Here is a 13,228-nt window from a genome sequence, read left to right as displayed (position 1 = left end):
TGTGTAGTGCTTTACGGCAATGTATTATTTGATAAACACAGCCTGGCAGCGGCCCGGCGCAGCGTCAAACGCACGCATGCGCAGGGAGTCCGCTTTCAGTGATGCAGGGACAACAAGCCAGCAGGCAATGATTAAGAGTGTGATGTGATGAGCATAATCGGACAAGATATTCCCATGGAGCGGCCGGATACGGATGGGCGCGCCGCCGTCTTCGTTCCCGTCACGGGCGTCAAGGAAGATGTCCTGTTGACCATACGCAAGGGTGCTGCCATCGTCGGCTTTGCCAACCACGACCGCACCATCACCGTGTATTTTGAAAGCAACCGCTTTGACGACCCCGTGCTGGCCAAGTGGGAGCACAAGGCGCGCAAGGCCTACGACCGCCTGGTCGACAATGCGCCCACCGTATCGAAACTGACCACCAGTCCCGCCAATTTCGAGCAGATCGGCTATATCAATGGCAAGGGCATCACGATACGCCGCATGGAAAGCCTGCAGCGCTGGCTTGCGTATTCGGAGGCGATGGATACTTGCCCGGCGACGGATATCATTCCGCGCACGCTTATTGCCAAGCCTGAAAGCGTCAAGGTGTAGGAGCGGTTGATAAAACGCCCATGGCGTTGTTGCCTGCCCCTCGCCGTACTGAAGTACTGTCTTCGGGGCGGCGCCTAGCCCTGAGCATTTTCTCAGTCGCTCGTGGTGTGCGTACGGGAGCCAACAATGTTGTCGGATTACGCGGGGCTTTGCCCCGCTAATCCGACCTACGCCTGACCTCGCTTCTTACTACACCACGACGATATTTGCCTGCGCCTTGAGCGGGCAGGGTAATGTATCGTCGAAGGTGATTTCGATGGCGCTGGCGACGAACATGCCGCCGATGTGCTGGGCGGCGATTTCCGGCGGCGTGCCGGGCTTGGTCAGGTTGACGTCCTGGGCGAAAACGAAGACTCGCCAGGTGCCGTAGACCTTTTGATCATATTGCAGCAGGGTGCGGTAAGCCCGTTTCAAGTCCAGGCTGCCTGCGTACACGCCATCGTTGGCGCCCGGGTCGAAGCCCAGGCCGTCGTCGGTCAGCGATTCCACGAAATACAGTCCTTGCGGCGCCTGGAACAGCACGAAAGCATACAGCTCCGTGCCGCGGAAGACATTGCCATTGTCGCGCTGGAAGCTGGCGCGTATCCACAGCGGTTCGTAGGCTTGCACGACGGCGGGTGTATCCGTTTCCACGGGCCCCGCCACGTGGATGTTGACTTGCGTTTCGGTGACGGCATGCTGGTAGGTGGCGCCCGTGGTGAAGCGTTGATATTCCCAGCTGATGTCGGCCGTGTAGGGCAGGCCCGCGTTCGGCGCTTCCGGCAGCACCCATTTCGCCACCACGCGCTCGGCCAGGGTCAGTTCGCCGGCGGCCGGTGGTGTTGCTTCCTGGCCACGCCAGAACGGGTCCGCGATGTCGGAGCAGGCGACGGCGATGGCGCCCGAGGCGATGGCCGAGGCCACGCCTGCCACCGTGAATTCGGGCTGGCCCGAGCCGGCCCCTTCGAGCGAGCAGCAATCGACGCTGGGATCGGTTTCCTCGAAACTGCCGCCTACGCTGAAGCTGGCCTTGCCTGAACCGAGCGCGGCAGCAATGATGGCCACCAGCGCGGCGATAATGGCGATGATGATGGCGAGAACCTTCCACCACGGGTCGGAAAACGGCAGCTCGCCATGCGTGCCCGCGTAGGCGGGATTCGGCGTCCAGACGAGGGTCATGCCGGTCGGCACGATCGGTCCCAGGCCGGGCGGGCAGCGGCACTCTTTTCCATCATTACCCGTACTGCCCCAGCGCTTGCCCGGCAGGTGGCCTTGCGGCTTGGACAGTTCCAGGGTGCCTTCCTCAACCGTGCACGTGTAGGTATTGGTGGCGCTGTCGAAGCGCGTTTGCGACACAAAAATCTGCTGGATCGAGCGGTGCGGCGTGTAGCCGTCCGCCTTGGCGACAAAGCTGACCAGGCGCTTGCCGGGCGCCGCATGCTGGAAGTCGGCATCCCACATGACCAGCATGGCCGCGCCGGCGGGAATGCTGGCAAAGAAAAAGGTGCGCGCCACGGGCACGATGCCGGGGTCGCCCACGCTTTCCAGGTACACGGTGACATTCGTCAGGGCGCTGCCGGACATATTGGTGACGTGGGCGGCGATGCGCAAGCCATAGATGGCATTGTCGAAGATGCCATCGGGCAGCATGATATTGGTGACGGGCTCGATTGCGAACGGCCGCGTCAGCACCTGCAGGGGGGTATCGCTCATGATGCTTGCTCCTCGGGGCTGTGCCGCTCTTGCGCTTGCTCTTTCTCCAGGTCGGTAACGACATACGTGACGCCGCCCATGAGCTTGCCATCCTGGCTCTCCAGCACGCGCAGCAGCGCATACTGGCGTGGCGGCAAGGCTTCGGCGCGCAGGCTCAGGTACACGGCTTGCGCCTGGCCGCGCGGCACTTCCAGCGCCAGCGTTTGCTCGCCGGGCGCATCGCCATTGCAATGGGGCGTGCGCGCCAGGCCCGCTACCAGGCGCGCTTCCTTGGCGGGCTGCCATCGCTCCAGCCCCAGGGTGGCCAGCAGGCGCTCGGGCAGCTCGCCGCCCTGCTCAATGTGCAGTTCCACTTTTTTCGTTGCGCGGGGCAGGGCCGCCACCGCGATGGTCAGCAATTGCGCGCGCCGCGCTGCCAGCACCACGGTGACGTTGCGCTGGGCGATCTGCTCGTGCTGTTTGGGCTGAAAGGGAAAACCGTTGGGCAGGGGATCGGGCAGCGGATTGATGTCGCCCGGGCCGTGGGCAACGGCCAGCAGGCATTCGTGGCCGCCATTGACGATGACGGGGATCCAGGGCACCAGGCACAGCACTTCCTGCGTGGCGCCCGGTGGCAAGTCGGCAAACGCGGAGCCGACCTGCGTGGCGGCGCCGACGGCGATCTGGCCGGAAGGGTCGGCCCAGTAAAAATCCACGCGCACGCCGTTCGAGGCGCTGTCGCCCGTGTTGTGCACGCGGCCCCACAGGTAGTTGCTGGTGCCGGCGATGGGCGCGCCGGGCGGACCATTCGGATCATTGCCCGGCACGACCCAGATATCGGCGCTGTCCCACCAGGGCTGGCCGTCTTCGATGATCAGATGGGCTGACATGGCGTTCTCCTTGTCCTTGACCGGTGCTTCCAGCTTAGGCCGCGGCGGCGGATGCTTTTTGATCGGTATCAAGGCGATGGAACACCGCGCCGGTGCGCCGTTGCCGTGCTTGCGTAAGGTAATATTGCGGCAGAACGCAGTGGAATGACTCCAGGAAAAGGTTGGAATGTGCTTGAAACAGTGAATGACGTTTGCATCAATGCCGCTTGCGGCCGGACCTTGCCGCTGCGCGTGGCGCATTGCCCGTTTTGCGGGACGCGCCAGGTGGCGCAAGCGCCTGTTCTGGAGAAAACCGTGGCGCCGCCCCCCGTGCCGCGCATGCCGCCGCCGGTGCCCGTGGCTCAGCCCGCTCCTGCGCCGCAGCCAGTGCCGACAGTCGCCGCTCCCCAGCCTGCCCCGCCACCGCCAGCGCCGGCCGCGCCAGCCAAGGCGCCGCCCGCCAAGCCTGTCGCCAGGGGTTCGGTGCCGCCGCCGCGCCCGCCCGTACGCTTGCGCACGTGGATCGCGGCGGCAGTGGTGCTGACGGGTATCTGGTTCTTCAACAAGCCGGCCAGCGTGGCGGAACAGGTCGAGGCCGCCACTGCGCTGGCGGCGCAGTGCGACCTGGACGGGGCGCGCAGCGCGCTGGCCGTGCTGAAAAGCGCCAAGGCACCCGCCGCGCAGATCAAGCGCTTGCAGGCGAGCATCACCAAGTCCGCGGCGACCTGCGACAAGCAACAGCAGCGCTCGCAGGCGTGGCTGGCGCTGCAGGGCAGCGTCAACCAGGCGCTGGACGCGGGCAAGCCGGAGCTGGCCGCCACGCGCCTGGCCATCTACGTGAAACGCTGGGGCGACGATCCCGACACTCTGGAACTCGACGCCAGGGTGAAGGTGGCGCAAGCCAGCGCCCAGCTCGACCTGGCCGACGCCTGCCTGGCCAGGAGCGACCGGGTCTGCCTGGAAAACAGCCTGATCGCCGCCGAGCGCTACAAGCGGCCGGAACTGGCGGCGCGCACGCAGACGCTGCGTACGGCGCTGTCGCAATTGCTCGAACGTTCGTTGCTGGATGCGGCCCCGGTCCAGGGCCAGTAGCGCAAAGCAGTGTCCCTGTCATGCCCGCTTGGCGGGAAAGACGCCGTGAAAAATATCAAGATACCATTGCTTACAACTACGCCACAAAAGCGTGTTTTTATGTGCGTTAGCGAACGCTAGAAAATTTTAGGCCGGTGTATATTGCAAACTGATCTGTGTCTTTTGATAACAATGAAAGGGAATATCATGAAAGTAAGCAAAAATTGGATGACCGTGTGCGCCGCCGGGATGATGGTTGTGGCACTGGCTGCCTGCCAGAAGAAGGATGATGTCGCTGCCGGTCCTGCTGAACAAGCTGGCCAGAAAATCGATGCGGCCGCCGCCAAGGCTGAAGCCGACATCAAGGCCGCTGCTACCAAAGCCGACGCTGCCGTGAGCCAGGCCGCTGCCGATACGGGCGCCAAGATGGATCAGGTCGCCGCTGACGCCGACAAGAAAATGAGCGAAGCGGCCGATGCCGTCGGCAAGAAAGTGGAAAAAGCCGGCGAAAAGATGCAGGACGCCGCGCACAAGTAATCTCGCCAGGGCCGGCCAGCGCCGGCCCGGTTCCCGCAGTTGCCGTCAGGTGATGGCAGCTGCGGCGACGCCATCGCTGGCCTGGTTTGCTTGCGTCACCGTCTTTTCCATCCCGTCCGTTCCCCCCAGCACCACGCTCAAATCGACAAAGCCGTCGCGCCACGCGCGTTCCAGGTCTTGCTCCACCGCTTCCAGGGTCGTTCTTTCCACCTGCTGAAAACCGCGCAAGCCATACGCCCGGTTGCGCCCGTGCGCCTTGGCCAGGTAGAGCGCCATGTCGATCAGGTTGACGCTGCGCTCCCACGTGAGCGGCCGTCCCAGCGGCGCCAGCGGATAGGGCGCAAAGCCCACGGACACGTGCACCTGGATGGTTTGTCCCTGGTAGTGGATGTTTTGCGCTGCCATGCCGTTGAGGATGCGCCGCGCAATATCGTCGAGCCCGTCGCGTGCGACGGCCGGCAGGAAGGCGAGGAATTCCTCGCCGCCCCAGCGCACGATCATGTCCGTTTCGCGCAACACCTCGTGCAAGGTTTCGGCGATCGTCGTCAGCACAAGGTCGCCCGCCGCATGGCCGTAACGGTCGTTGATGTGCTTGAAATGGTCGACGTCGAGCAGGAACAGCGCACCGACGACATCGGCGCCGCCATAGGATGGCTGCGGCTTGCCCGCATGGCTGCGCATGAATTCCTGGAAATGGCGGCGGTTGTACAGGGACGTCAGCGGGTCGCGCGAACTCTGGCGCTTGAGTTCCTGGTTTTTCACCTTCAGCTGCACGTTCGCGTGGCGCACCTTGCGGTACAGCAAGCCGACGATGACGGACGCCATGGCCAGTACCAGCGCCAGCAGCCACCACACGCGCTGCTGCAGGCGGCGGTTGTCGATTTCCGTGCTCTTGAGCTGATTCTCGCGGCTCAGCAGCTCGATCTGGCGCTGCTTCTTTTCCGCCTCATACTTTTCTTGCAGCTCATACACGGCCTTTTGCCGCTGCTTTTCGAACAGCTGGTTCGAGATGCCCCGTTCGCGGTGGTAGGCCGTCACGGCGCCGCGCATGTCGCCCGCCTTTTCCAGCGCCATGCCGTATTCCAGCAGCACGGCCTGCATGTCCGGCTGGTTGGCCGTGCGTTCGTAGTAGGCCAGGCCCGTGGCCACGCTTTGCTTGCCTTCCTGCAAGCGTCCCTGGCCGATCAGCGCCTGGCCGATGTTCAGGCGCGCCGTCGCCTCCACCTGTTCATTGTTGACCAGGCGCGCCGCCGTGATGGCTTCATTCGCATAGCGCAGGGCGCGCGCGTAATCGCCTTCTTTCAGGTAGCTGTCCGACAGATTGACGAGGGTCACGGCCACCATGCCGCGCGCGCCCAGCTGGCGTTCCAGCGCCAGGGCCGCCAGCAGGGCGCGCTGGCCCCGCTGCGGCTGCTGCGCGTCGAGCGCCAGCCCGTATTCCGTATTCTTCGCCTGCGCCATGCGGCCTGGCGATGCCAGCGTGCCTGACACGGCCAGCAATTCGTCGAGTACCTCGAAGCCCTTGTCGTATTCGCGCATCTGCGTGTACAGCAGGGTGAGGGCATTCAGGGCGGCGGCCAGGCTGGAAGGGGAATTGCTCTGGCGCGCCAGGTCGACGGCCGCCTGCAGCTTGGCCAGCGCAAACGGGAAATTGCCTTCCTCGGCCCACGACTGGCCCGCGCTGATGGTGGCCTGCACGCGCACGGGCAAGTCGTCCGTGCGGTTGGCGATGCGTTCCGCCTCGAAAGCCAGCAGGTGCGAGGCGCGGCGCTCGTTCATGGCGAACGTGACATAGGCCTTGCAGAGCATGCCTTTCGCCAGCGCCACGTCGCTCTTGTTCAGGCGGGCGTAGGCGATCAGCTCTTCGGCCAGCTGCATGGCGAGGTCGTTCTGCCCCAGGCGCATGCGGACGGTACTTAACTGTGTCAGGAATTCCGCGCGCACGGGCAGGGGCGCGCTGCGCGCCTGCGTTTCCACCTCCTGCAGGCGCTGCAGGGCGCGCGCGGGCACGAAGCGGCCATCTTCGCGCACGGCGGCAATATGCTGCTCCAGCTTGCTGACCTGGGCATGGGCGGCGGGCGGCAGCATGCAGGCCAGTACCAGCAGCCAATGCGCCTTTCGCCATGATGCCCGTCTCTGTCTGCCTGCCAACGTCCCGCTCCCGCAATGACCACCTGTCTGTAACAGATTATATTCTGTTGCAATCAAGAAATATCATGCGGTGCGCAGAAATTTGCGAAAGTGCACACGGCAGGCATTGACAAGGCAGCCTTACTGCGCCAGCTGCTGCAGCAGGTACAGGCGCTGGTACAGGCCGCCTTCGATCTGCATCAGGGCGTCGTGCGGCCCCGCTTCCGTGATGCGGCCATGGTTCAGCACGATGATACGGTCGGCTTCGCGGATGGTCGACAGGCGGTGGGCGATGGCGATGATGGTCACCTTGCCGCGCAGCTCGTTGAGGGCCAGCTGCACGATCTGCTCCGTCTGGCTATCGATGCGCGACGTCGCTTCGTCGAGCAGCAAGATGCGCGGCTGGCCGGCCAGCGCGCGGGCAATCGCGATCAGCTGCTTCTGCCCCGACGACAGGCGCGAGCCGCCTTCGCCCAGGGGCGTGTCGTAGCCGTGTTCCAGCGCGGCGATGAAGTCGTGCGCATGCGCGGCGCGCGCGGCCGTCTCGATCTGCTGCTGCGTATAGCCGCGGCCCATGTCGATGTTTTCGCGCGCCGAGGCGGCCAGCAGGAAGGGGTCTTGCGGCACCAGGCCCACGTCGGCGCGGAAGTGCTCGTTGTCGATGCTGTCGAGGGCGACGCCATTGATGGCGATGCTGCCCTGCGTGACGGGGTAAAAGCGCAGCAGCAAGGAGAGCAAGGTCGACTTGCCGCTGCCCGTGTGGCCGACGATGCCGAAGAACGCTCCTTGCGGGATCGACAGCGACAGGTCGTGCAGCACGGGCTGGTTTTCCACGTAGGCGAACGTCAGGTTCTGGATGTCCACGGCGGGCAGGCCGCTGTCCGCTTTCGCCTGCCGCAGGGCAGGTGTTTCCCTGCCCTGCGCATGTTCGAGCGCCTGCGCTTCGTCCAGCAGGGCCGAGACGCGCGCCGTCGCCACCACCGACTGCTGCAGCTGGCTGAATTGCATGGTGATCTGGATCAGCGGCTCAATTACGCGCGCGATGTAGCTGATGAACGCGTACAGCACGCCCACTTCCACGGCGCCCATCTCGCGCCGGCCGAAGCTGAAGATGACGACGGCCAGCAGCACGATATTGAGCATGTCGAGCGCGGGGCGCAGCAGCCAGGCGTTGGCGCGCAATTCCTGCATGCGCGCCGTGTAGTGGTCCTGGTTGATGCCCGTGAAGCGCGCGCCGAAGCGCTTTTCCGCGTTATTCGCCTGCAGCACGCTCATGCCGCCGATCGATTCGGCGATTTGCCCGTTGATCTCGCTGCGCAGGGCGCGCGCGCGCGTCACGGCCGGCGCGCTCCAGCGCTGGTACAGGAAGACGATGACCAGCACGGCCGGCAGCAGGGCCAGCACGATCAGCATCAAGCGCCAGTCGAGGAAGGCCATGGCGGCCATGGTGCCGACCAGGACGATGGAGCTGTCGAGGATGACGAATAGCACCTGCACGTACAGCGATTTCACCGCCTCCGTGTCGTTGGTGACCCGGCTGACCAGCTGGCCCGTGATGGCGCGGTCGAAAAAACTCATCGGCAGGCGCAGCACGTGCTGGTAGACGGTTTCGCGCAGGCGCTGCACCGAGCGCATGGCCAGGCCGGACAGGCGCACCAGCTGCAAATAGCGCAGGCCGGAAGCGACCCAGCCCGTCAGCAGGCAGCCGCCCAGCAGCAATGACATGCGCGTCCAGTCCAGGTTGCGCGGCAGCAGGTGCTGGTCGATCAGGGCCTTGCCCAGGATCGGGCCCGTCACTTCCAGCGCGGCGGCTAGGATCAGCCAGAACGTGGCCCAGTATAAATGGCGCAGGTCGGGCGCGGCGGCGCGGCGCAGCAGGCCGATGGCTTGCGCGGCCTGGCGGCGCACGGATTGCGTGGCGTTGGCTTGGTCGGTCTTAGATGGCATCGAGGCTGGCTTCCAGTTGTTGATAGCGCCACTGGCTGGCATACCAGCCGTCGCGCTGCATCAGCGCGTCGTGGTTGCCCGTTTCCGTGACATGGCCGTCGCGCAGGACCAAAATCAGGTCGGCGTTGACGACGGCGCTCAGGCGGTGGCTGGCGATGATGGCGCTGCGCTCGGGACGGCGCGCGCGCAGTTCTTCCAGGTGCTGCAGGATGCGCGTTTCCGTACCCGTGTCGACGGCGGACAGCGCGTCATCGAGCAGCAGCAAGCCGTTGTCGGCCAGCAGGGCGCGGGCAATCGCCACGCGCTGGCGCTGCCCGCCGGACAGGGTGATGCCCTTTTCGCCCACGTGGGTGGCATAGCCTTCGGGGAACTGCAAAATATCGGCATGGATGTCGGCCAGCTGCGCCGCCCGCTCCACTTCCTCGCGCGTGGCGCCGGGGCGGGCCAGGGCGATATTGTCGGCGATGGTGGCGGAGAACAAAAACGATTCCTGCGGCACCCAGCTGATGGCAGCGCGCAGCGCGTGCAGGGTGTAGGCGTCGAGCGCCTGGCCGTTCCACGTGGCTTGACCTGATTGCGGCGTCACCTGGCGCAGCAGCACGCGCAGCAGGGTCGACTTGCCGCTGCCCGTCGGGCCGACCAAACCCAGGGTCTGGCCCGGTTGCAAACGCAGCGAGATGCCCGACAGCGCGGGCGCCGTCTGGCCCGCGTAGGCAAAGCCAATGTCCTGCAATTGCAGGGGGCCGGGCGTCAGCGTATCGATCGTTCCGTGGTCGTCGATGGCCAGCGGCGCGTCTAACATGGGTTGCAAGCGCTGCCAGGCGGCGCGGCCCCGTTCGATCAACGAGAGTACCCAGCCGGCGGCGAACATGGGCCAGATCAGCTGGCCCAGGTACATGGAAAAGCTCGTCAGCGCGCCGATGGTCAGCTGGTCTTGCCACACGAGGTAGCCGCCCAGGCCCAGGGTCAGCGCCGTGGCGGCCGTCAGGGTCAGGCCGACGGCCGGTTCATACGCCGCTTCCCAGCGCTGCGCCGTCAGGCTGGCGTTGGCCGCGTGGCCGGCCAGGGTGGAGAACTGCTTGCTGCTGCGCTCTTCCAGGCCCAGCGCGCGCAAGGTGCGCACGCCCGACAAGGACTCTTGCACATGGTCGTTCAGCGCCGAAAAGCGTTTTAAGGAATCCGTCGACGCCGTGTGGATATGGCTGGAGATGCGCCAGAAGGCCAGTCCCATCAACGGGAAGGGCAGGAGGGCGATGCAGGCCAGACGCCAGTCCACGCCCAGCAGCATGATGCCGAGCACCATCAGCAAGGTCAAAGTGCCGTCGAAGCCGGCCAGCATGGCTTCGCCGGCGGCCATTTCGATGGCGTCGATGTCGTTCGTCGCCAGCGCCATCAGGTCGCCCGTGCGCTGGTTCTGGTAGAACGACGCGCCCTGCTGCGACATGCGTGTGTAGAAGCGCGTGCGCAGCATCACGCCCAGCTGGTAGGCGGCCTTGAACAGGGTGATGCGCCAGCCCACGCGCAGGAAGTAGATGACGACGCCGACGGCGAGCAGGGTCAGCAGCTCAAGCCACAGTTCGGCCGCCGTCATGCGGTGCGCGGCCAGTGCGTCGATGATGGCGCCCACGCGGCGCGGGATCCAGACGGTCAGTGTTGCCACGCCTGTCAGCATGACGGCAGCGGCGGCATACGCCGGCCAATGCTGACGCACGAAGCCGGCGATGAGCCTCGATAAACTCATGGTTACCTTTTGTTTTTAGTAATGGGGTGTCGCGGGGCGGAAGGACGGGCACGCGGACGGAAAGTACGCGTAGGATACAACAAGGCGGAAAAGCGCGCTGTGGACGGGCACGCAAAAAACGGGCCGTAGCCCGTTGTTTTGCTGCGTCAGTGGCGTGCGCGAGGCTTACTTGCGGCCGCTGCCGCTGCCTTTGCCACCGCCCAGCATGTCGAGCTGTTTCGATGGCGTGCCCTTGGGCGCAACCTTGGCTGCCGGCTTGGCGGCTGGCGCTGGCGCGTGCTTGACGGCGGCCTTGGCCACGGTCTTGCCGGCGGCACTGGCCGGCTTGGCGGCCGGTTTGCTCGACGGAACTGGTTTGGCGGCCGGTTTGGCCGGTGCTGGCGCGGCGGCTTTCGCTGGCGCAGGTGCAGGCTTGGCCGCCGGCTTGACTTCCACGGCTTTCACTGCTGGCTTGTCGGCAACCTTCTCGGCAACCTTGGCAGGCGCTGCCGCTGGCTTGGCTGCCGGTGCGGCGACAGGGGCAGGCGCGGGCGCCGCCTTGGCGACGGGCTTGGCCACTTCGGCAGGCTTGGCGGCAACGGGCGCTGGCGCCGCTGCTGGCGCTGGCGCAGCAAGGGGAGCGGCAGGTGCCGGTGCGGCAGCGACAGGAGCTGGGGCGGGTGCGGCAACAGGGGCGGCCGCATCGAGGCGGTCCTTGGCTGAAGCCAGCAATTCAGCCTGGGTGCTCGAGGCGATGCCAAACAGCTGGCGGCTGTAGGCCAGCACGCTCTCGATGTTCGGCTGCGCCTGGCTGCTGCTGTAGCTGAAGAAGTCGCGCGGGTCCTGCGTTTCCAGCAGGTGCTGCGCCGTTTCCGCCGTCTGCGAGATGGCGGCCTTGCCGGCGTTCAGGTTCAGCGCGATGATTTTCTCGGCGCTTTCAAAGACTTTGCTGGTCAGGGTGCTGAAGATTTGCAACTGGCTTTCCAGTTGCGACTTGGCGGCGCTGGAAAATTGTTCAGGAAGCGGAAACATATTTACTCCTTTGTACGGATTAAAATGCTGGCAAAACGCTCTGCAAAATCCCGAAAACCAGAGTTGGCCGCGTTTTGTAAAGTGGGTAGCGCGCGAATAGACTGTTTATGATGCAACGCAATATGGATATTCTAGCGGTGATTCGAGTTAGTTGAAAGCTATTTTCTCAAGGGCGTGCGCCGCAGGCTTGCCGCATTTAGGCGCCCGGCAGCATTTGCCGGAAGTTTGCGCGCGCGCAAAGCGTTGTCAGGGAATCTATGGCTACGCTTTTGCCAGTGACTATATTCTTGCACTGCAGCATCCTTGAAGCGATAAGCTGACAATGCACTGGAAGCGCCAGATACCGTAGTCAACCGAAGGAGTGTCCGCATGGACCTAGTCATCCGCAATGCCAGCCTGCCCGACGGGCGCCGCGCCATCGATATCGCCATCGAGGGCGGCCGCATCGCCGCCGTCGGCCCCGCCTTGCCCGTGACGGGCGCGCAAGAGATCGACGCCGCCGGCGACCTCGTCACGCCGCCGTTCGTCGACGCCCACTTCCACATGGACGCCACGCTCAGCTACGGCTTGCCGCGCGTGAACGCTTCCGGCACCCTGCTCGAAGGCATCGCCCTGTGGGGAGAATTGAAACCGCAACTGACGCAGGACGCGCTGGTGGCGCGCGCCTTGCAGTATTGCGACTGGGCCGTGGCGCGCGGCTTGCTGGCCATCCGCTCGCACGTCGATATCTGCGACCCGCGCCTGCTGGCCGTCGAAGCGCTGCTCGACGTCAAGCGGCAAGTGGCGCCGTATCTCGATTTGCAACTGGTGGCCTTCCCGCAGGATGGCATCCTGCGCAGTGCCGGCGCCTTCGATAATTTAAAACGCGCGATTGCCATGGGCGTCGACGTGGTGGGCGGCATCCCGCATTTCGAGCGCACCATGGCCGACGGCGCGGAATCCGTGCGCCTGCTGTGCGAATTTGCCTGCGAACGGGGCCTGATGGTCGACATGCATTGCGACGAGTCGGACGACCCGCTGTCGCGCCACATCGAAACCCTGGCCTTCCACAGCCAGCGCCTCGGCATGCAGGGCAGGGTGACGGGTTCGCACCTGACGTCCATGCATTCGATGGACAATTACTATGTCAGCAAACTGCTGCCGCTGATCCGTGAGGCGGGCGTGGCGGCCATTGCCAACCCCCTCATCAACATCACGCTGCAGGCGCGCCACGATACGTATCCGAAGCGGCGCGGCATGACGCGCGTGCCCGAGATGCTGGCCGCCGGCATCCCCGTCGCCTTTGGCCACGACTGCGTGATGGACCCGTGGTACAGCCTCGGTTCGGGCGACATGCTGGAAGTGGCGCACATGGGCTTGCACGTGGCGCAGATGACGGGCCAGCAAGCGATGCACGACTGCTTCCTGGCCGTGACGGAAACGCCGGCGCGCATCCTGGGCCTCGATGGCTACGGCATCGCGCCCGGCTGCCATGCGGACTTGCTGATCCTCGATTGCGGCAGTACCGTGGAAGCGCTGCGCCTGCGCGCGGCGCGGCGCCTGGTGCTGCGCCGCGGGAAAGTCGTCAGCGAGGCGCCCCGCGCGCAATCGCGCCTGCACCTGCCCGGGCGTCCGGACAGCGTGAACTTCCGCCTGGGCCGCTGATACAATCAGCCAT

The 13,228-nt window shown here is 65.1% G+C and carries 10 protein-coding genes; 4 read left to right on the top strand and 6 right to left on the bottom strand.

From position 1 onward, the window contains the following. The first annotated feature begins 174 nt into the window (after positions 1-174). The gene (locus FG13_RS13790) at positions 175-594 is read left to right on the top strand and encodes a hypothetical protein (protein ID WP_081922572.1); all 420 of its coding nucleotides are present in this window, start codon (positions 175-177) and stop codon (positions 592-594) included. Between the two features lie 189 nt (positions 595-783). Here the strand turns inward: FG13_RS13790 and FG13_RS13785 are convergent, their stop codons facing one another. Continuing rightward, positions 784-2,286 (bottom strand): hypothetical protein, encoded by a 1,503-nt coding sequence (locus FG13_RS13785; protein ID WP_035821681.1) that lies wholly within the window; start codon positions 2,284-2,286, stop codon positions 784-786. Further along, entirely contained in the window at positions 2,283-3,155 is an 873-nt protein-coding gene (locus tag FG13_RS13780) for a hypothetical protein (RefSeq protein WP_152598766.1), read from the bottom strand. The genes FG13_RS13785 and FG13_RS13780 overlap by 4 nt, the downstream gene beginning before the upstream one ends. Positions 3,156-3,323: 168 nt before the next feature. Here FG13_RS13780 and FG13_RS29040 point away from each other — a divergent pair, with 168 nt between their 5' ends. Continuing rightward, positions 3,324-4,226 carry a hypothetical protein gene (locus FG13_RS29040; RefSeq protein ID WP_152598765.1) on the top strand — a complete coding sequence of 301 codons (903 nt, stop codon included), beginning with the start codon at positions 3,324-3,326 and terminating at the stop codon, positions 4,224-4,226. Positions 4,227-4,412: 186 nt separating this feature from the next. Then, complete coding sequence (locus tag FG13_RS13770; RefSeq protein ID WP_035821678.1) at positions 4,413-4,742, top strand: hypothetical protein; 330 nt, start codon at positions 4,413-4,415, stop codon at positions 4,740-4,742. 45 nt (positions 4,743-4,787) lie between these two features. On the opposite strand, the gene FG13_RS13765 is transcribed toward FG13_RS13770, so the two are convergent. The 4 genes from FG13_RS13765 to FG13_RS13750 all read right to left on the bottom strand — a co-directional run bounded on the left by FG13_RS13765 (position 4,788) and on the right by FG13_RS13750 (position 11,571). Continuing rightward, complete coding sequence (locus FG13_RS13765; RefSeq protein WP_235211731.1) at positions 4,788-6,830, bottom strand: sensor domain-containing diguanylate cyclase; 2,043 nt, start codon at positions 6,828-6,830, stop codon at positions 4,788-4,790. Between the two features lie 183 nt (positions 6,831-7,013). Next, positions 7,014-8,819, bottom strand: a complete 1,806-nt coding sequence (locus FG13_RS13760; protein ID WP_035821676.1) for an ABC transporter ATP-binding protein — start codon at positions 8,817-8,819, stop codon at positions 7,014-7,016. After that, the gene (locus tag FG13_RS13755; RefSeq protein WP_035821673.1) at positions 8,809-10,560 is read right to left on the bottom strand and encodes an ABC transporter ATP-binding protein; all 1,752 of its coding nucleotides are present in this window, start codon (positions 10,558-10,560) and stop codon (positions 8,809-8,811) included. Before FG13_RS13755 ends, FG13_RS13760 begins: the two co-directional genes overlap by 11 nt. A gap of 165 nt (positions 10,561-10,725) precedes the next feature. Then, complete coding sequence (locus FG13_RS13750; RefSeq protein ID WP_035821671.1) at positions 10,726-11,571, bottom strand: phasin family protein; 846 nt, start codon at positions 11,569-11,571, stop codon at positions 10,726-10,728. Positions 11,572-11,940: 369 nt separating this feature from the next. Between FG13_RS13750 and FG13_RS13745 the strand changes: the two genes are divergently transcribed. Further along, positions 11,941-13,215, top strand: coding sequence for an amidohydrolase family protein (locus FG13_RS13745; protein WP_035821669.1), 1,275 nt, complete (start codon positions 11,941-11,943; stop codon positions 13,213-13,215). Positions 13,216-13,228: the final 13 nt, after the last annotated feature.

This window comes from Janthinobacterium sp. RA13 (assembly GCF_000745325.1).
GTDB lineage: Bacteria > Pseudomonadota > Gammaproteobacteria > Burkholderiales > Burkholderiaceae_D > Janthinobacterium > Janthinobacterium rivuli.
Note: the sequence above shows the minus strand (reverse complement) of the source record. Positions and strands in the feature narration are given on the sequence as shown.

What these genes read in the sequence shown, in the direction of transcription:
- FG13_RS13790 (WP_081922572.1), top strand. Translation starts at nt 175, where the DNA reads ATGGAGCGGCCGGATACGGATGGGCGCGCCGCCGTCTTCGTTCCCGTC.
- FG13_RS13785 (WP_035821681.1), bottom strand. Translation starts at nt 2,286, where the DNA reads ATGAGCGATACCCCCCTGCAGGTGCTGACGCGGCCGTTCGCAATCGAG.
- FG13_RS13780 (WP_152598766.1), bottom strand. Translation starts at nt 3,155, where the DNA reads ATGTCAGCCCATCTGATCATCGAAGACGGCCAGCCCTGGTGGGACAGC.
- FG13_RS13770 (WP_035821678.1), top strand. Translation starts at nt 4,413, where the DNA reads ATGAAAGTAAGCAAAAATTGGATGACCGTGTGCGCCGCCGGGATGATG.
- FG13_RS13765 (WP_235211731.1), bottom strand. Translation starts at nt 6,830, where the DNA reads ATGCTGCCGCCCGCCGCCCATGCCCAGGTCAGCAAGCTGGAGCAGCAT.
- FG13_RS13760 (WP_035821676.1), bottom strand. Translation starts at nt 8,819, where the DNA reads ATGCCATCTAAGACCGACCAAGCCAACGCCACGCAATCCGTGCGCCGC.
- FG13_RS13755 (WP_035821673.1), bottom strand. Translation starts at nt 10,560, where the DNA reads ATGAGTTTATCGAGGCTCATCGCCGGCTTCGTGCGTCAGCATTGGCCG.
- FG13_RS13750 (WP_035821671.1), bottom strand. Translation starts at nt 11,571, where the DNA reads ATGTTTCCGCTTCCTGAACAATTTTCCAGCGCCGCCAAGTCGCAACTG.
- FG13_RS13745 (WP_035821669.1), top strand. Translation starts at nt 11,941, where the DNA reads ATGGACCTAGTCATCCGCAATGCCAGCCTGCCCGACGGGCGCCGCGCC.